This window comes from Bradyrhizobium sediminis, from assembly GCF_018736085.1.
Classification (GTDB): Bacteria; Pseudomonadota; Alphaproteobacteria; order Rhizobiales; family Xanthobacteraceae; genus Bradyrhizobium; species Bradyrhizobium sediminis.
Genome location: NZ_CP076134.1, coordinates 3,428,844 through 3,446,004, shown reverse-complemented (window position 1 = coordinate 3,446,004; position 17,161 = coordinate 3,428,844). Strand labels below are relative to the sequence as shown.

The window sequence follows — 17,161 nt, the reverse complement described above, 5'->3', positions numbered from 1 at the left end:
CGGCCTGTGGTTCGCGGCTGTCGAACCGCCGCTGACGGCAACGTCGATCAAGCCGATGGAACGAAGTGGATGTCCGTGACGCTGATCTAGAATTTCCAGGAAAGCGCGCCCCTCAGCGTTTGGCTGGTGAGCCTCAAGCGGTACGCACCGCCATCGGAAGCAACGTAGTCTCTACTGCCAAAGTCGTCGTAGATATATTGCAGCCGACCGAGCAGATTTTGGCTGAATGCGTACTCGACGACGGCCCCAACCGAAAAGCCCACATATGTTTCGCTGATTCCGTCGGCAGGCGGAGCGGGAGGTGCCGCGCCCTCTTGAAAGTCGAGGCCAGCGATCGCCAGGCCGCCCGTGGCGAAAACCAACCATCGATCTGACGCAAAGCCAGCCTTGCCGACGAAGTGGCTGTCCCACCTTAAGTTATAGGTATTGGGTGCATGTTGAATAACGGGAGGCAGTGGCGGTGGCGGTGGCGGTGGCGGTGGCGGTGGCGGTGGCGGTGGCGGTGGAGGTGGAGGAGGCGGAGGCACCGTACCGTGCCCCTGCGCGTCGCTCCAGCCGAAGTCTCCTTCAATTCCCAGGACAAGCGGTCCTGATTGCCAATTGTATCCCGCGAGGATACCGCCCACTGCACCATTGGTTGGCGCTCCGGACTCGGTCAGCACGCCGTTGTCGAATACGCGCGATCTGCCCCAGCCCCAGAGATGTCCGACGTGGGCACCGACATAGAACCCCGACCAATCGTAGGCGGGGTTCACCATGACCGGAGCTTTTGTGTACACCGGCGCCGGTAAGTCTGCGGCCGACGCCGCGCTCGTTCCGGCGATGACGATTACAGCGGCGGAAACAATGAGCCTTGAACTTGCCATGACACCTCTCGATCGGTCAGCCGAGAAGTCGAATCTCTGCCTAGAGACGTCGTACTCCGAAGCTGCCGGGCCGCTCGTCCATCGAACGATCGATGCTGAAGAGAAACGCGATGAGTGTTGCGAAAATGCTGCAAGATGAGAGAGGCGCGCGCGCGTCAACAAATGGGATCTGATGGGGCGATGGGAGAAAGCCAATCCGTTCACCCACAGGCGCGAGCATTCGTCGTGAAGGATATTCAACTTTTCGTGAATCGAATCGACAAGAGCCGGCGTGCTGGTCGCCGATGAGACCTGCTTTCCTTCATGGCAGAAACCTGTTCCTGCATCGGCGGCCCCTTGCGGCAGCGCTCCAAATAATGTGGTAAACCGCTACGGTTATTGTAGCGATGGAACTGCCGAATTGAGGTGCTTCGCATTTGGTCCAGCTCGCCATCGTTTCCCTCCAGGCCTTGTGTCCCGATCTCATCTATGCTGCAGGGGGCGGCGAAACCGGGCCTTGGGTCACATCAATTGTGCCAGCGGCTCACAACTCGGCTGCGGTTGCGTCGACGACCGCTGGCCGGGGTGTCCGTCTTCGAGGATGACCATGGATCATGGCAGAACAACTCTCCGAACTCATCAGTGAAATTTATGATGCCGCGCTTGACCCCTCGCTGTGGGAGCACGTTGTTGGCAAGGCCGGGCGTTTCGTCGGCGGCCCTGCGGCGTCGATCTTTTCCAAGAGTCCGATCTCCGGGGAGGGCAGTGTCCATTACGAGTCCGGCATCGGGCCGCACTATCGGCAACTCTATTTCGACAAATACATAAAATTCGACCCGACCACGACCGGCCACTACTTTGCTGATGTCGGGCAACCGATCGCGGTAGCGGACCTGATGCCCTACGATGAATTCCTGGACACTCGGATTTACAAGGAGTGGGTCCAGCCACAGGGCCTGGTGGATTTCGTATCGGCGGTGCTCGATAAATCAATGACCACCGCCGCCTTTTTCGGAGTGTTTCGCCACGAACGCGACGGTGTTGTCGACGATGAGGTGCGGCGGCGCATGCGCCTTATCGCTCCGCACGTTCGACGGTCGGTGCTCGTCGGCAGACTGTTCGATCTCAAATCGGCGGAGGTTGCGACTTTCGCCGATACGCTCGATGGCCTTAACACCGGGATCTGCCTTGTCGATTCCTCGGGACGGATCGTTCATGCGAACCTTGCCTGTCATGTCATTCTCGACGCCGGCAATGCCCTGTTTGCGGCCGAAGGGCGGCTCGTCGCGCGCGATACGAAAATCGATCGCACCTTACAGCAGCTTTTTGCGGCTGCGGGCGGTGGCGATGCGGCAATCGGAACGCAAGGCATCGCCTTGCCGCTGACGGGGCAGGACGGCACACGCTACGTGATCCACGCGCTGCCGCTGACGTCTGGTGCCCGGCGCATTACCGGCATTGTCTACACTGCGGCGGCGGCGGTGTTCATTCGCAGGGTCGCGCTCGAAACCCCGTCGCCTCCCGAGGTCATTGCCCGGACTTACAAGCTGACCCCGACCGAGTTGCGCGTGCTGCTCGCCATCGTTGAGGTCGGCGGTGTTCCGGAAGTCGCTGCCGCGCTCGGTGTTGGGGAAACGACGATCAAGACGCACCTCCGCCGCTTGTTTGGAAAGACCGGCGCCGATCGCCAGGCCGATCTTGTCAAGATCGTTGCGGGATTTGCATCGCCGCTGATCAGCCAGGGCATGTGATGAGGCGAGTACCGGTTTTCCGTAAGGATCAAAAAAGTCGGGGTGCGATGCGCTGAGGGCTTGCGCCAGTAGCGGTTCGCCGCCGTGCGCGCATCCTTGTCTCCTGCGTTCGAATGATGCCAGCCGCATCAGGCACAGGTATGAATATCCTTCGCTGCCCCAAGGCTGCGAGCCAGGGTGTGCCGCTTGCCCGATTCCACCATCGGGAAAGCCAGGTAATCCAACGTTGCTGGTCATTCGCCTCTGCCGCAAGCGGTGCCGGGGTGAAGTCGTGGGGCCTAGCAAAATACGACCGATGAATCCCGATGCGGCCTCGGCCGCGTCTCTCTTCATGGTGCCAAAAGCATGCCTCGTTTCTTCTTTGATCTCTTCTTCGATCGTTATGTTGTTCTCGATCCCGGAGGAATGTTGTTCGAGTACCCGACCAGCGCGTCAGCGGCGGCGGATGAACTGGCGCGGCACCTTCTCCTGATGCGATCGGAACTGCGTAACAGCGGAAGCTGGATACGTGTCAGGGACGAGCGCAGAAGGGAGGTCTACCGATCGTCGATCGATCCCGACGCTGCCGGTGGCAGCACGACATGAGGATGGGCGCCGGAGCGACGTTACGCGCCTTCAGGATTGTTGCTGTATTGCCGCGCGTTTCGCCCCTGTCGTAGCCGATCGGGGCGTCGCGTATCGAGTCCGCGCCTGCGCCATCGGTACTGCGTCACAACCCGAGGTTTCATGTCGCATTTATGCAACAGTCGCCGACAATGGCGCGAAGAACCATCCGTGCGCTTCGCCGGCTCCTGCGTTCGAGGGACGCCGGCGGTTCTGTGCGTGACTACGGTGAATGCGTCGAAGCGTGGCTTCGGCGATTCGACGCATCGAATTGAAGAATGGGAATGGGAATGGACCGGGCCGTCATCAACGGATTCGCGCAGCTGCCCTCGGCACGCCGTCGCTTTGCGCAAGGTCATGTGTTTGCACTGGCAATAGGCATCGCGCCGTTCGCGATGGTGGAGCGCGCAGAGGCGGCGTGCACCACCACCGGCACCACGGTCGAATGCACCGGTACCAATAACCCCGGCTTTGGCGCCCCGACTGACAACGGCCTTACTTACCACGTCGGATCCGGCGCTTCGATCACCGCAACGGGAGTACCCGGCATACAGTTCAATCACGATGGTATAGTCAATGTCGATAGTGGTGGCAGCATCAGTTCAGATACGGATGCCGTGAAGAACAGCAGTGCCAGCGTGAACAATGCCGGGGCCATATCGGGAGCCCATAGCGGCATTAGTTCGATCTCCGATCTCGATGTCACAAACTCGGGGTCGATCACGGGTACGGCCGCCAGCAGTTTTGGCATCGTCGCTCATCGGCTCGTCCTGACGAATTCCGGAGTCGGTGGTGTCATATCCGGCGTAACCAACGGCATCAATGCCAGCGGCGAGACCGTCGATATCACCAACTCAGCGGACATTATGGCGATCGGCGCGAACGGTGCCGGTATCCGGAGCACGCGCAACGACTCGATCACCACAGTGAGGAATTCCGGGACGGGCACGATAACCGGCGATGCCTTCGGTATCGTTGCTTCAAACGGTACCGCCACCATCAACGTCAGCAACGCCGGCACTATCTCGGGGACGGGCGCAACCGGTGTTGGCATCAACGGCGTTACCGTCAACGTCACCGACAACACCGGCACGATTTCGGGCGGCACTTCCGGCATCAGCGCCAATACAGCCAACATAGGCAACTCCGGAACGATTCAGGCGACCGGCAATTTTGGAGTTGCAGTTCGGGCCAGCGCCGCCACAGTTACCAATTCCGGGACCATCTCGGGTCTCGGCCATGGCATCTTCGGCACCAACGCCAGCAACACCGGTACCGCTGACGTGGTCAACACCAACACCGGCATTATCTCGGGGGGCCTCTTCGGCGTCGCCGCCAACTCCACTGCCAGGGCCGACAATGCCGGCAACATCACCGCGACGCTTGGGGGCAGCACTGGCGTCTTCGCCGGTACCACGGCCACGGTCACCAACAGGAGCACCGGTGTCATCCTGGTGACGGGCGCGAATGGTGCGGGCGTCCATGCCGAAACAGCCAACGTGATCAACGAAGGCGCGATCACGGCGACGGCCCAAAACGGCGTCGGGGTCGATGCCCGCGGCGGCATCGCCACGGCCAACGTGACCAACAGGAGTACGGGGACGATCTCCGCAACTGGTGGGAATGGCAGGGGAGTCAATGCCCTTACGGCGGCCAATGTCGTCAATGCCGGTACGATCACGGCAACGGCCGTGGACGGCGTCGGCGTCAACGCCAGCAGCAGCGGGATCGCCACGGCCGGCGTGACCAACGTGAGCACCGGAAACATTTTCGGCGGGTTGGCCGGCATCCGCGCTGACACTGCCAATGTGGACAACGCAGGCACCATCTCGGGCGGTACCTTCGGCATCAGCGCTGGTACGGCCAACATAAACAACTCCGGCAACATCTTGGCACCCGCCGGAACCGGCATCAAAGCCGGCCTCGCCACCGTAACGAATACCGGCGTCATCGCAGCGGATGAAGAGGGAATCGGGGCCGATACAGCGAACGTCATCAACGCGGGCACGATCACGGCGACGGCGGCTGATGGCGTTGGCATCAGAGCCAACGGCAGCACTGCTATAGCCAACGTGACCAACATGACGAGCGGAACCATCTCCGGCGGGGCGGTCGGCATCCGCGCCGGCACCGTCAATTTGGACAACGCCGGCACCCTCTCGGGTGGAGCTTTCGGCATCAGCGCTGATACGGTGAACGTGACCAACCGAAGCTCCGGCACTATCTCTGGGACAGGTCCGGTCGGCATCGGCATCTTTGCGTTCGGCAACTTGGTCGTAAGCAACTCTGGCACGATTTCCGGAGCGACTGGCATCTTCAGCAACGGAGCTTCGAACATTGTCAATTCCGGCATCATCACCGGCACCGGCGGCACGGCGATAAGACTGTCGAACGCCGCCGATACCCTGACGCTGCTGAACGGTTCGCGCATCGTCGGCGTGGTCGATATGGGCTTCGGCAACGACGTCGTGAATGTAATCGGCGCCGCGCCGAGCAGCCGGGTATCGTCACTCACGACCATTGGGCTTCCGACCTTCATCAACTTCACCGGCGTCCTCAACACCAGCTTCGTCAGCGGCGGGTTCACCGGTCCGGCGGTGCAGGCCGGCAGCCAGCTCGCCACGCTCGATCCCACCGCGCTGGCGCAGACCGACCGTACCCTGATGGATTTCACCGGCGGCGTGTCGTCGCTGGTACAGGGCCGCCTCAACGGCGTTTCGCCGTCCAAAAACGGCGCGATGATGGCGATGGCCTATGCGCCCGAAAGCAGCAATGCCGGGCGTTTCATCAAGGCCCCCGGGATGAATTCCGGCTGGGCGAACCCTGCGCCGATCACGGTATGGGCCTCGAGCTTCGGCGGCCAGCGTACCCAGGATGAGACGGATGCGACGCTGCGCGCCACCTCGACGGCCTGGGGCGCGGCCATGGGCATCGATCGCAGGGTGCGGCCGGACTGGCTGGTCGGCGGGTTCATCGGCGGCGGTGCCGGCGCACTTTCGGTCGACCTGAATTCGCAGGCGGTGGATACCGATTACGTGTTCGGTGGCGTCTACAGCCGCTTCGAATGGGCCTCGCAGTTCGTCGATTTCGCGGTGCAGGGCGGCAATGCTTCCAACAAGTCAAGGCGGCTGGTGCTGAACAATCTCGCCGCAGGCGGCGTCGAGACGGCGACCGCAAGCTACGACGGCTGGTTCGTCAGCCCGGAGGTCGCCTATGGCTTCCGCTACGGCGTCGGCAACGGCTACGTGCTGACGCCGACCGCGCGCCTGCGCTATGTCGCGGGGATGTTCGACAGCTACGGCGAAACCGGTTCGGCGCAGGGACTGACGGTCGGCAGCCGCACGCTGCAGAACTTCGAGGAGCGCGGCGAGCTTGATGTATCGAGGGTGACGACCTTCTTCGGCGGCGATCACAACCTCAAGACCAACGTGCATGGCGGGGTGATTGCCCAGCAGCGGGCAGGCGACGCCACCATCAGCACCATCTTGATCGGGCAGAACCTCGCCTTTGCGACGCCCGGCAAGGGCAGCACCGTCGGTGCCGTGGCCGGTGCAGGCTTCGACTACCGCATCCGCGCAAACGTCGCGGTGTTCGGCGCCGTCGAAGGCATGATGATGTCCGACCAGAGCCGTATCGGAACGGCAAAAGGCGGTGTGCGCGTCGCGTTTTGACGTCGTATCGCGCGGCGAGGACGGCGTCGTGTCATGAACATGGAATGGTTGCCGCCTCCGCCGATCGAAGAAGACGGCGGCGGTACATGGAATAGTCCCGCTTCGTCAGTCGGCGGGATTCCCGAACCGGGTCGGGCCATCCGTGCCGGTGCGTGTGTTAGTCTGCGGGCGATAGCCCCGTCGCCCGCAGACTCCAGCGCAGATCTTGATCGACGAAGCGCGCATGCTGGCGGGCCAAAAGGATGGTCGTTCATCTTGAGAGTCATTCCGGGGCGATGCGAAGCATCGAACCCGGAATCTCGAGATTCCGGGAATGGTGCTGACGCACCATCCCGGAATGACTGCTACGCAGTTACTTCTTCAGCAGCGGACAATCGCTGGTCGCGAGCGGCTTGGCCGCGTCGTCCGGCGAGATCGTGGCGATCATCTTGTAGTAGTCCCAGGGGTACTTCGACTCCTCAGGCTTCTTCACCTCGAACAGGTAGGCCGGGATCAGCCGGCGGCCATCGGCCCGCAGCGGGCCCTTGCCGAACAAGGGATCGTCGGTCGGCAGTTCCTTCATCTTGGCGACGATCTTGGCGCCATCATGCGGATTGCCGCCGAGCGCATCCAGCGTTTTCAGGTAATGCAGGACGGCGGCGTAGACGCCGGCGACCGTCATCGACGGCATGGTGCCCTTGGGCGATGCCGCCTGGAAGCGCTTCGACCAGGCGCGGGTCTGGTCGTTCAGGTCCCAGTAGAAAGATTCCGTGAACGTCAGGCCTTGCGCAGTCTTGAGGCCGAGCGAATGCACGTCGTTGATGAACAGCAGAAGTGCCGCGAGCTTCTGGCCGCCCGAGACGATGCCGAACTCGGAGGCCTGCTTGATCGCGTTGGTGGTGTCGCCGCCGGCATTGGCAAGGCCGACCACCTTGGCCTTCGAGGCCTGCGCCTGCAGCAGGAACGACGAGAAGTCCGAGGTGTTGATCGGATGCTTGACGCCACCGAGCACCTTGCCGCCGGTGGCGGTAACGACTGCGGCGGTGTCGCGTTCCAGCGCGTGGCCGAAGGCGTAGTCCGCGGTCAGGAAGAACCAGCTGTCGCCGCCGGCCTTGGTCAGCGCCTTGCCGGTGCCGTTGGCGAGCATGTAGGTGTCGTAGGTGAAGGAGATCGTGTTCGGCGTGCAGGCCTTGCCGGTGAGGTCGGCGGTGGCGGCGCCGGAGTTGAGCATCACCGCGTTCTTTTCCTTGACGAGGTTGCTCACGGCCAATGCGACGCCGGAATTCGGCGTGTCGGCGATGACGTCGATCTTGTCGCTGTCCAGCCACTGCCGCGCGATGTTGACGCCGACGTCCGGCTTGTTCTGGTGGTCGCCGCTCACGACGTCGATCTTCCAGCCCTTCTTGGTCAGTCCGGAATCCTCGACCGCCATCTTGACCGCGGCCACCGAGTTGGGGCCGCCGATGTCGGCATAGAGGCTCGACATGTCGTTGAGGACGCCGATCTTGACCATCTTGTCCTGGGCCAGCGCGGGCGAGGCGAGCCCCAGCCCGGCGCATGCGATGAGCGCGGCGGTGTGCCGCGCGAGTGTTTTCTTCTTCATTGAGTTCCTCCAAAGAGTTTAAGTGCCCGGAAGGCTCTCTTCAGGGAGCCTCGCCAGGTTGGTCGACCAGCCGGCCGGCTTTCCCGTTAGTACGTCTGTCGCGGCGCGGCAATGCGCTTGTCGTGGAGCGTCGGAGGTCAGTCTGAATTTCCTGCAACGATCTCGGAGATATATTTCCGGTATCGGGTCGGCATCATGCCGGCTCGCGGAAATTCTTCAGGCTGCGGGTCTTGTAGTCGAACAGTCTGCCGGTTGCGGTCCAGTCGGGCGCGCACATCGGCACAATGAATTCCGCCGCCTGTTCCGGCGTGTCCAGCGTCAACGGGTCTTCGCCCGGAAATATCGACGCGCGCATGCGGGTCCGGATCGGGCCGGGATCGAACAGGTTGACGCGGAGCTTTGAGTTGGCGGTTTCCTGCGCCCAGGCCCGCGCCAGCGTCTCCAGCGCCGCCTTCGACGCCGCGTAGGGACCGAGATAGGCGCTGGCCTTGCTCGCCGCCGCCGAGGTGACGAACACCGCGCGGCCGGCGTCGGACATTTTCAACAGCGGCTCCATGCAGCGGATCAGTTGAAAGTTCGCGGATACGTTGATCGCTATCACGTCGTTCCACGACTTCATGTCGATATGCCCGAGCGGCGAGGAGGGACCGGCGACGCCGGCATTGCCGACGAGAATGTCGAGCCTGCCATGGCGCTCATGCAGGGCCGCGCCGAGCCGGGCGATGCCGTCGAAATCGGTGAGGTTGAGCGGCACCAGGGTGGTGACTCCGCCGTCTTTACGGATTTCGTCGTCGAGCTCTTCGAGCCCGGCTTGCGTCCGCGCCACCGCAACCACATGCGCGCCGGCCCTGGCCAGCGCGCGGGCGGTGGCATAGCCGATGCCGCGCGAGGCGCCGGTGACGAGAGCGATGCGGGTGTCGAGGGGAGGGGTCATGGAAAGTAAACTCTATCGTCGTCCCTGCGAACGCAGGGACCCATACGCCGTGATGGCTATGAGGCGGAAGGTGTTCGTATCAAATGGCGTTCGAAACACCAAGGCCGGTGGTTATGGGGCCCTGCGTTCGCAGGGACGACAGCTAGCTCGCTTCCGCCAGCAGCGACAATTGCCGGGGCTGCGGCTCGGTCTGGGTCTGGTCGGTGAGGTGGGTCGGATAGGCGCCGGTGAAGCAATGGTCGGAGAATTTCGGATTGGCGGGATCGCGGCCGGGTTCGCCCATGGCGCGATACATGCCGTCGATCGACAGGAACGCCAGTGAATCAGCGCCGATGATCTCGCGCATCTCTTCCAGCGAGTGGGTCGCAGCCAAAAGGCCGCCGCGGTCCGGCAGGTCGATGCCGTAATAGTCGGGGTACAGGATCGGCGGCGAAGCGAGGCGGAAGTGGACTTCGCTGGCGCCGGCGTCGCGCATCATGCGCACGATCTTCTTCGAGGTGGTGCCGCGCACCAGACTGTCGTCGATCAGGATGATGCGCTTGCCTTCGATCGCGACGCGGTTGGCCGAATGCTTCATGCGCACGCCGAGCTCGCGCACGCTCTGGGTCGGCTGGATGAAGGTGCGGCCGACATAATGGTTGCGGATGATGCCGAGTTCGAACGGCACCCCGGAATGCTGGCTGTAGCCGACCGCGGCGGGCACGCCGGAATCCGGCACCGGCACCACGACGTCGACCTCGACATGGCTTTCGCGCGCGAGCTGGGCGCCGAAGGCCTTGCGGACTTCATAGACCGAGCGGCCGCCGACGATGGAATCCGGCCGCGAGAAATAGATGTATTCGAAGATGCAGGGCCGCGGCGGCTTCGGCGGGAACGGCTTGTGGCTTTCGGCGCCGTGCTCATCGAACACGATGATTTCGCCGGGGTCGATGTCGCGGACGTATTTCGCGCCGATCATGTCGAGCGCGCAGGTCTCCGACGCCAGGATCGGGCAGCCGTCGAGCTCGCCGAGCACCAGCGGGCGGATGCCGAGCGGATCGCGGGCGCCGACCAGCTTCTTGTTGGTCATCGACACCAGCGAATAGGCACCTTCGATCGCGCGCAGCGCTTCGATGAAGCGGTCGATGAAGCGGCCGCGCTTCGACTGCGCCACCAGATGCAGGATCACTTCGGTGTCGGTGGTGGATTGCATCATGGCGCCGTTGCGCACCAGTTCGCGGCGCAGGGTCAGCCCGTTGGTGAGATTGCCGTTGTGGCCGACCGCGAAGCCGCCGGCATTGAGCTCGGCGAACAGCGGCTGCACGTTGCGCAGGATGGTGGCGCCGGTCGTGGAGTAGCGGACATGGCCGACGGCGAGGCTGCCGGGCAGGCGCTCGATCACCTCGCGGCGGGAGAAGGTGTCGCCGACCAGGCCGAGCCGGCGCTCGGAATGAAAGCGGGTGCCATCGAAGGAGACGATGCCGGCGGCCTCCTGGCCGCGATGCTGTAGGGCGTGCAGCCCGAGCGCGGTGATGGCGGCGGCTTCCGGGTGACCGAAGATGCCGAACACGCCGCATTCCTCGCGTAGCGTGTCGCCTTCGAGGTCGTCTTGCAGCTCGATTGCTGCGGGGGTGAGGTCAGGGTGGGGGGCGGGATCGGAAGGGTTTTTCATCTCGTCCATCGCGCCTCTCTCTGGGGCCAAAATCAACGTGCCGCGGGTTTCTCGATCAGCTTTTTCAGGCTGTCGCGGGCAGGTTTACTATAGCCGTCACTGCCGGCCGGGGCTGCCTGGTCGGCGTCAGTTTGCTCATCGTCTAGTTTATTCTTCTTGAATCTCTTCAAGATGGTGTTCTCAGGGTCATCCGGCAAGAGCGACATCAGCCAATCCCCGGTTCCCTGCAGCACCACCCGGGACTTGGCCCCGGTGATCCAATCCGGCCGCTGCTTGTCCGGAACCAGCCAGGAGAAGAACAGGAAGGCCACCACGACGATCAGGAGGCCCCGCGCCAGCCCGAACAGGAAGCCGAGGGTGCGATCCAGCGCGCCGATCCGGGAATCCAGGATCATGTCGGAGATACGCACCGTGACGATGGAAACCACGATCAGGGTGCCGATGAACACGCCGGCGACCACAACCACGCTCGCCACGGTATCGTTGTTGAAATAGGTCTTGGCGGTCGGCAGCAGCTTGCTGAACGAATACAGCGTCACCAGTGCCGCGGCGCCCCACGCCGCGATCGAGAGAATCTCCCGCATGAAGCCGCGGACCATCGCGAGCAGGCCGGAGATCAGCATCACCCCGAGCAGGACGAGATCGAGTATCGTTATCGGCATCGGCTGGTCAGGTCCGCTCGTAAGTTCAAACCGCGAATCGGCAACGTCGGTGCCGCCCTAAGTGATGGTCATATCGGGCGTCCCGCAAGGCCGGAAATCGCGCTATTCCCGCCTTGCGCGCGGGTTGTATAGCGGCGGGGGCAGGTGCCGTCACGCCCGGCTAGCCTTCCTGACGCCGGAATCTTTGGGGTGTGGCATTTTTCTCCGCCGCGGCGCCCTCCCGGGGCTCGCGGTTGCCCTCCCGATTTCCTCTTGGCGTGCCGCGGGCGGCGATATCCGCGACCAGGCTGGTCAACCCGCCGACGCTGTTGAGTGAGAGCCCGGCGTCGCCGCCGACCTCGCCGCGCGCCGATTCGGGCAGGATCGCGCGGCCGAAGCCGAGCTTGGCCGCTTCCTTGAGCCGCGCCGAGGTCTGCGCCACCGGTCGGACCGCGCCGGACAGCGAAATCTCGCCGAAATAGACCGCATCCGTCGGCAGCGGCGCATTGACCAGCGAGGACACCAGGGCGGCGGCGGCGGCAAGGTCGGCGGCCGGTTCCTGGATCCGCAAGCCCCCCGCCACGTTCAAATAGACGTCGTAGCCCGACAGCTTCACCCCGCAATGCGCCTCCAGCACCGCCAGCACCATCGACAGCCGGCTCGGGTCCCAGCCCACCACCGCGCGGCGCGGCGTGCCCAGCGTGGTCGGCGCCACCAGCGCCTGCAATTCCACCAGCACCGGGCGGGTGCCTTCGATCCCTGCGAACACGGCGGTGCCCGGACTGCCGAGATCGCGCTCGGACAGAAACAGCTCGGAAGGGTTGGAGACTTCGCGCAGGCCGAGGCCCGTCATCTCGAACACGCCGATCTCGTCGGTCGGGCCGAAGCGGTTTTTCACCGCGCGCAAAATCCGGAACTGCTGCGAGCCTTCGCCCTCGAACGACAGCACCGCATCGACCATGTGCTCGACCACGCGCGGCCCCGCGATCTGGCCGTCTTTTGTCACGTGACCGACCAGGATGATCGCGGCGCCGGATTTCTTCGCAAATCTTATGAGCGCCTGCGCCGAGGCGCGTACCTGAGTCACCGTGCCGGGCGCAGACTCGACCGTGTCGGTCCACATCGTCTGGATCGAGTCGATCACGATCAGGCGCGGCACCTTGCCTTCGGACAGCGTGGAGACGATGTCCTCGACCGAGGTTTCCGCCGCGAGCTGCACCGGCGCGTCGGCAAGCCCGAGCCGTTCGGCGCGCAGCCGCACCTGCGCCACCGCCTCTTCGCCTGAAATGTACACCGCGCGATGGCCGGCCCGCGCCATCAGGGAGGTCGCCTGCGTCAGCAGCGTCGATTTGCCGATGCCGGGATCGCCGCCGACCAAGAGCACCGAGCCGCGCACGAAACCGCCGCCGGTGACGCGATCGAGTTCGGCCATCCCCGAGGGCAGGCGAGGGGCATCCGCGCTTTTGCCGGTCAGGCTCTCCAACTGGAACAGCCGGCCCCGGCGTTTCGAGCGGATCGAGACCGGCATCGAGGTCGCACCCGTCGTGTCCTCCTCGACCAGCGTGTTCCACTCGCCGCAGGACTCGCACTTGCCCTGCCAGCGGTTAAAGGCCGCGCCGCAGTTCTGGCAGACGAAGGAGAGGGTGGATTTGGCCATGGGGAGGGGGTGAGTCGCCGAGGATTGCTGGAGGTTTCATAGCACGAAAATCGCAAGGGTTGACTTTATGTTCTTATTTTGTTCTGTCGACTCCAGACACGGAAGGAGCTGAGGCCCGCCCGGAGCTTCCTGCCTGGTGGGTAGCCAAAGCCCAAATGCGTGAAATATTGCCGGACTGGGTAGGAGCCGTTGGTTCAACCATCCGTTGACACCCCAGAATTGATGTGTATTAATACACACCATGAAAAGTCGGGAAATTATCTCGGCCCTTCAAAGGGATGGATGGCATGAGGTCGCCCGGAAGGGAAGCCACGTTCAATTCAAGCACCCTCGAAAAAAGGGCCGCGTAACCGTTCCGCACCCTGAACGAGATATCCCGGTCGGGACACTCAAAAGCATCGAAAAGCAATCGGGTCTTAAACTGAGGTAAGAGCCATGGGTCAGTATATTGGTCTTATCCATAAAGAAGCAGACAGCCACTTTGGCGTATCGTTTCCAGACTTCCCGGGTGTTGCTACCGCCGGGACCACACTGGATGACGCCCGAGCTATGGCAGAAGAAGCCCTAGCCTTTCATATTGAAGGTTTGGTCGAGGATGGAGAAGCCATCCCCGAACCCTCCAGCCTTGAAGACGTTATGGCCGATCCAGACAATCAATCCGGCGTCGCAATCCTGGTTGCAGCGAAGACTGAGGCACCCAAGGTTGTCCGGGTAAACGTGACCTTGCCCGGTGATATCTTGGAGCAAATCGACAAATATGCAGAGGCGCACGGGCTTTCCAGATCTGGCTTCCTAACTCAGGCCGCCAAAAAAGCGATGCTTGAGGCCGCCTGATCTAAACTGCTTTTGAGAAGTAGCCCGGCTCACTTGCTGGGCTTTTTCTTTGCCATATTCTTCGCCTTCGAGTGCTCACTGGCGCAGAATCTCGCTCGGTCTTGGTCCGTCGCATTTGGTGCACCGCAAGGAAGTTTCCAGGCATCGGGAGGAGTGAGGGCAGGCGGCGAATGGCGAGGCTTTACCCAATCGAGAGCACCCCACTTCGCGCTACAGGAGTCCAACATGGTGACAGCGCCGCGTTCCGCAGCGCGGAAGGGCTGGCCTCAAGCATTGCTTGGGCCGCCCTACGCCCCCTCCACCCGGCTCGCCAGCACCTTATCGATCCGTCGCCCGTCGAGATCGACGATCTCGAACCGCCAGCCGCCGGCTTCGACCTTGTCGCCGACGCCGGGAATTTTCCCGAATTCCTGCAGCAGGAAACCGGCAAAGGTCTGATACGGCCGCGACGACGGCAGCACGATGCCGAGCAGGTCGGCGAATTCGAGCACAGGCATCCAGCCCGAGATCAGGTAGGAGCCGTCGGCGCGCTTCACGAAGGCGGCCTCTGCAGGTCCTTCCTCGGTGTGAAAGGCGCCGACGATCGCTTCCAGGATATCCGCGCCCGTCACCACGCCCTGGAAGGTGCCGTATTCGTCATGGACGAGGCCGATATGCACCGGCGATTCGCGCAGGATAGCCACCACGTCGCGCGCGTCGACGCTCTCCGGAATGATCGGCGCCTCGCGGATCAGCTGGCGGATATCCGGCGTCTGTCCCGACAGGAAGGCGTCGAGCAGATCCTTTGAATTGACGATGCCGAGCGCATTGTCGCGGTTGCCGTCGAATACCGGGAAGCGCGAGTGATTGCTGTTCAGGATCGTGGTCGCCACCTCGGTGTCGGGATCGGCAAGGTCGATCAGGTCCACCTCATGCCGCGGCGTCATCACGGCGCCGACCGGCAGGTCGCCGAGCCGCATCACGCCGGCGATCATCTCCTTTTCGCCGGGCTCCAGCACCCCGGCATTCTCGGCTTCGACGACGAGGGTGCGAATTTCCTCTTCGCTGACTTTTTCTTCCGCCGCGCCCCGCTGGCCGAGCAGCCAGAGCAGCAGCTTGCCAGACCGGTCCAATAGCCACACCAGCGGCAATGATGCCTTCGCCAGCCCCATCATCGCCGGCGCAACCCTGACCGCGATCGCCTCGGGATCGCGCAGCGCGATCTGCTTCGGCACCAGTTCGCCGACGATCAGCGAAGCGTAGGTAATGACACCGACGACGCTGCCGACGCCGATCGCGTCGGCAAGACCCTGCGATAGTCCGGCTTCAGTCAGCCACGCGGTCAGGCGCTGACCGAGCGTCGCGCCGGAGAAGGCGCCGGACAGCACGCCGATCAGCGTGATTCCGATCTGCACGGTGGAGAGAAACTTGCCGGGGTCGGAGGCCAAAGCGAGGGCCCGGCGGGAGCCGGTGACGCCCTTCTCGACCAGTGCTGCCAGCCGCGCGGGCCGCGCGGAAACGATGGCGAGCTCCGACATCGAGAGCAGGCCATTGACGACGATCAGGACCGTGACGATCCCGAGTTCCAGGTAGAGCACGTTCAGCCTTCGTAAGCGGGATCAGTACAAGACGATCCCGAAATCTGCCTGCCCCCGCCGGGCGGCCGGGCATCATAGCGAATATAGGTATTCATGGCGGACATACCAGAAAACCGGTCGCGAAAACCGCCGGCAAGTTTGTCAGGCCGGTGTCGTAGGGGGTGCCTCGGTCGTCGCAGGTGCCGGCTCGGCCGCCGCTTCGCTGGTCGTCGCACCGCCCTTGTAGATCCGCGCATAGCGCGAGCCGAGGCTGGTCAGCACCTCGTAGCCGATGGTGCCGAAATGGTGCGCGAGTTCATCGACGGTGATGCCTTCGCCGATCAGCGTCACCATGTGGCCGCGCCGCGCGGCGTTCTTCTCGAGGTCGGTGACGTCGATCGCGATCAGGTCCATCGAGATGCGGCCGGCGATCGGGCAGCGCTTGCCCGCGACCATCACCTCGGCGCCGCGGGTGCCGTCATTGCTGCTGCCGGCGCGGAAATAGCCGTCGGCATAGCCGGCCGAGACGACCGCGAGCCGGGTCGGCCGCCGCGCGGTCCAGGTGCCGCCGTAACCGACGGTCTCGCCCTTGTCGACGTTGCGGATCTGCACGATGCGGGCTTTCAGTTCGACCACCGGCTGCATCGGGTTATCGGCCTCCGGCGTCGGATTGACGCCGTAGAGCGCCGCACCCGGCCGCACCATGTCGAACTGGAACGCCGCGCCGAGGAAGATCCCCGACGAATTCGACAGCGATGCCGGCACGCCGGAAAACAGGCTGGCGATCTCGCGGAAGGCCGCGAGCTGCCGGGCGTTGGTCGGATGATTGAGGCTCTCGGCGCAGGCGAGATGGCTCATGACCAGCGTGATGCCGTGATCGCCGGCGTTGATGCGTGGAATGATACCCTGTGCTTCCGTCACCGTCAGGCCGAGCCGGTTCATGCCGGTATCGATGTGAATCGCCGTACCCCCGGCCCAGCCGGAGCGGCGGCAAAACACGTCCCATTCCGCAAGCTCGTTGAGATCGCCGATCACGGGCCTGGCGTCGATCTTGGCGTAGGCATCGCCGGTGTTCTGGAAGAAGCCGCCGAGCACATAGATCGCCACGGCGGGCACTGCCGCGCGGACCGCGCGGGCTTCATCGAGGGTCGCCACGAAGAAGGTCTTGCAGCCGGCGGCGGCGAGCGCGCGCGCCACCGGCCCGGCGCCGCAGCCATAGGCGTTCGCCTTGATGACGCCGGCGCATTCGGCCGGCACCGCGGTCTTCTCGAGCTTCTTCCAGTTGGCGATGATGGCGTCGAGATCGACGGTGAGCACGCCGGGGAAGGTCGCCAGCGCCGCCGCCTGGTTCGCCTCAGGCGAGAGGACGGAGCCTCCCGGAATCGATTTCGGATCGGACACGATGTTCATGCCGCACTTTACGCACAGGCCTGCGG

At 63.5% G+C, this 17,161-nt stretch carries 14 protein-coding genes; 6 read left to right on the top strand and 8 right to left on the bottom strand.

What is annotated here, in order from left to right; genetic code table 11:
• Window positions 1-86: 86 nt before the first annotated feature.
• Window positions 87-758: an outer membrane protein gene (locus KMZ29_RS16700; protein ID WP_369810134.1), complete on the bottom strand. Its 672-nt coding sequence runs from the start codon at window positions 756-758 to the stop codon at window positions 87-89.
• Here KMZ29_RS16700 and KMZ29_RS16695 point away from each other — a divergent pair.
• The 4 genes from KMZ29_RS16695 to KMZ29_RS16680 all read left to right on the top strand — a co-directional run bounded on the left by KMZ29_RS16695 (window position 757) and on the right by KMZ29_RS16680 (window position 6,870).
• On the top strand, window positions 757-1,005 hold the full coding sequence (locus KMZ29_RS16695) for a hypothetical protein (protein WP_215624429.1): 249 nt from the start codon (window positions 757-759) through the stop codon (window positions 1,003-1,005). The genes KMZ29_RS16700 and KMZ29_RS16695 overlap by 2 nt on opposite strands.
• Before the next feature lie 454 nt (window positions 1,006-1,459).
• Window positions 1,460-2,596 carry a helix-turn-helix transcriptional regulator gene (locus tag KMZ29_RS16690; RefSeq protein WP_215620256.1) on the top strand — a complete coding sequence of 379 codons (1,137 nt, stop codon included), beginning with the start codon at window positions 1,460-1,462 and terminating at the stop codon, window positions 2,594-2,596.
• Between the two features lie 345 nt (window positions 2,597-2,941).
• On the top strand, window positions 2,942-3,181 hold the full coding sequence (locus KMZ29_RS16685) for a DUF6894 family protein (protein ID WP_215620255.1): 240 nt from the start codon (window positions 2,942-2,944) through the stop codon (window positions 3,179-3,181).
• Window positions 3,182-3,489: 308 nt separating this feature from the next.
• Window positions 3,490-6,870 carry an autotransporter domain-containing protein gene (locus KMZ29_RS16680; RefSeq protein ID WP_215620254.1) on the top strand — a complete coding sequence of 1,127 codons (3,381 nt, stop codon included), beginning with the start codon at window positions 3,490-3,492 and terminating at the stop codon, window positions 6,868-6,870.
• Between the two features lie 352 nt (window positions 6,871-7,222).
• Here KMZ29_RS16680 and KMZ29_RS16675 read toward each other — a convergent pair whose 3' ends face one another.
• From KMZ29_RS16675 to radA, 5 genes are all read right to left on the bottom strand, one after another.
• The gene (locus KMZ29_RS16675; RefSeq protein WP_215620253.1) at window positions 7,223-8,452 is read right to left on the bottom strand and encodes an ABC transporter substrate-binding protein; all 1,230 of its coding nucleotides are present in this window, start codon (window positions 8,450-8,452) and stop codon (window positions 7,223-7,225) included.
• Window positions 8,453-8,645: 193 nt separating this feature from the next.
• Window positions 8,646-9,386 carry an SDR family NAD(P)-dependent oxidoreductase gene (locus KMZ29_RS16670; RefSeq protein WP_215620252.1) on the bottom strand — a complete coding sequence of 247 codons (741 nt, stop codon included), beginning with the start codon at window positions 9,384-9,386 and terminating at the stop codon, window positions 8,646-8,648.
• A gap of 142 nt (window positions 9,387-9,528) precedes the next feature.
• Entirely contained in the window at window positions 9,529-11,037 is a 1,509-nt protein-coding gene (gene purF, locus KMZ29_RS16665) for an amidophosphoribosyltransferase (protein WP_215624308.1), read from the bottom strand.
• Between the two features lie 32 nt (window positions 11,038-11,069).
• On the bottom strand, window positions 11,070-11,699 hold the full coding sequence (locus KMZ29_RS16660; RefSeq protein ID WP_215620251.1) for a CvpA family protein: 630 nt from the start codon (window positions 11,697-11,699) through the stop codon (window positions 11,070-11,072).
• A 160-nt stretch (window positions 11,700-11,859) separates the two neighbouring features.
• A complete protein-coding gene (gene radA / locus KMZ29_RS16655) occupies window positions 11,860-13,335 on the bottom strand; it encodes a DNA repair protein RadA (RefSeq protein ID WP_215615944.1) in 1,476 nt (491 codons plus the stop codon).
• 241 nt (window positions 13,336-13,576) lie between these two features.
• On the opposite strand from radA, the gene KMZ29_RS16650 reads away from it, so the two are divergent.
• A complete protein-coding gene (locus KMZ29_RS16650; protein ID WP_215615945.1) occupies window positions 13,577-13,765 on the top strand; it encodes a type II toxin-antitoxin system HicA family toxin in 189 nt (62 codons plus the stop codon).
• 5 nt (window positions 13,766-13,770) lie between these two features.
• Window positions 13,771-14,169 carry a type II toxin-antitoxin system HicB family antitoxin gene (locus KMZ29_RS16645; protein WP_215620250.1) on the top strand — a complete coding sequence of 133 codons (399 nt, stop codon included), beginning with the start codon at window positions 13,771-13,773 and terminating at the stop codon, window positions 14,167-14,169.
• A 287-nt stretch (window positions 14,170-14,456) separates the two neighbouring features.
• Here the strand turns inward: KMZ29_RS16645 and KMZ29_RS16640 are convergent, their stop codons facing one another.
• Both KMZ29_RS16640 and alr read right to left on the bottom strand, forming a co-directional pair.
• Window positions 14,457-15,746 carry a hemolysin family protein gene (locus KMZ29_RS16640; RefSeq protein WP_215620249.1) on the bottom strand — a complete coding sequence of 430 codons (1,290 nt, stop codon included), beginning with the start codon at window positions 15,744-15,746 and terminating at the stop codon, window positions 14,457-14,459.
• Between the two features lie 141 nt (window positions 15,747-15,887).
• The gene (gene alr / locus KMZ29_RS16635) at window positions 15,888-17,135 is read right to left on the bottom strand and encodes an alanine racemase (protein ID WP_215620248.1); all 1,248 of its coding nucleotides are present in this window, start codon (window positions 17,133-17,135) and stop codon (window positions 15,888-15,890) included.
• Between the last annotated feature and the right edge of the window lie 26 nt (window positions 17,136-17,161).

Excerpts from the sequence above, each read along its gene's own strand:
- KMZ29_RS16675 (WP_215620253.1), bottom strand. The coding sequence starts at position 8,452 with ATGAAGAAGAAAACACTCGCGCGGCACACCGCCGCGCTCATCGCATGC.
- KMZ29_RS16690 (WP_215620256.1), top strand. The coding sequence starts at position 1,460 with ATGGCAGAACAACTCTCCGAACTCATCAGTGAAATTTATGATGCCGCG.
- alr (WP_215620248.1), bottom strand. The coding sequence starts at position 17,135 with ATGAACATCGTGTCCGATCCGAAATCGATTCCGGGAGGCTCCGTCCTC.
- KMZ29_RS16695 (WP_215624429.1), top strand. The coding sequence starts at position 757 with ATGACCGGAGCTTTTGTGTACACCGGCGCCGGTAAGTCTGCGGCCGAC.
- KMZ29_RS16660 (WP_215620251.1), bottom strand. The coding sequence starts at position 11,699 with ATGCCGATAACGATACTCGATCTCGTCCTGCTCGGGGTGATGCTGATC.
- KMZ29_RS16685 (WP_215620255.1), top strand. The coding sequence starts at position 2,942 with ATGCCTCGTTTCTTCTTTGATCTCTTCTTCGATCGTTATGTTGTTCTC.
- KMZ29_RS16680 (WP_215620254.1), top strand. The coding sequence starts at position 3,490 with ATGGACCGGGCCGTCATCAACGGATTCGCGCAGCTGCCCTCGGCACGC.
- KMZ29_RS16645 (WP_215620250.1), top strand. The coding sequence starts at position 13,771 with ATGGGTCAGTATATTGGTCTTATCCATAAAGAAGCAGACAGCCACTTT.
- purF (WP_215624308.1), bottom strand. The coding sequence starts at position 11,037 with ATGAAAAACCCTTCCGATCCCGCCCCCCACCCTGACCTCACCCCCGCA.
- radA (WP_215615944.1), bottom strand. The coding sequence starts at position 13,335 with ATGGCCAAATCCACCCTCTCCTTCGTCTGCCAGAACTGCGGCGCGGCC.
- KMZ29_RS16670 (WP_215620252.1), bottom strand. The coding sequence starts at position 9,386 with ATGACCCCTCCCCTCGACACCCGCATCGCTCTCGTCACCGGCGCCTCG.
- KMZ29_RS16650 (WP_215615945.1), top strand. The coding sequence starts at position 13,577 with ATGAAAAGTCGGGAAATTATCTCGGCCCTTCAAAGGGATGGATGGCAT.
- KMZ29_RS16700 (WP_369810134.1), bottom strand. The coding sequence starts at position 758 with ATGGTGAACCCCGCCTACGATTGGTCGGGGTTCTATGTCGGTGCCCAC.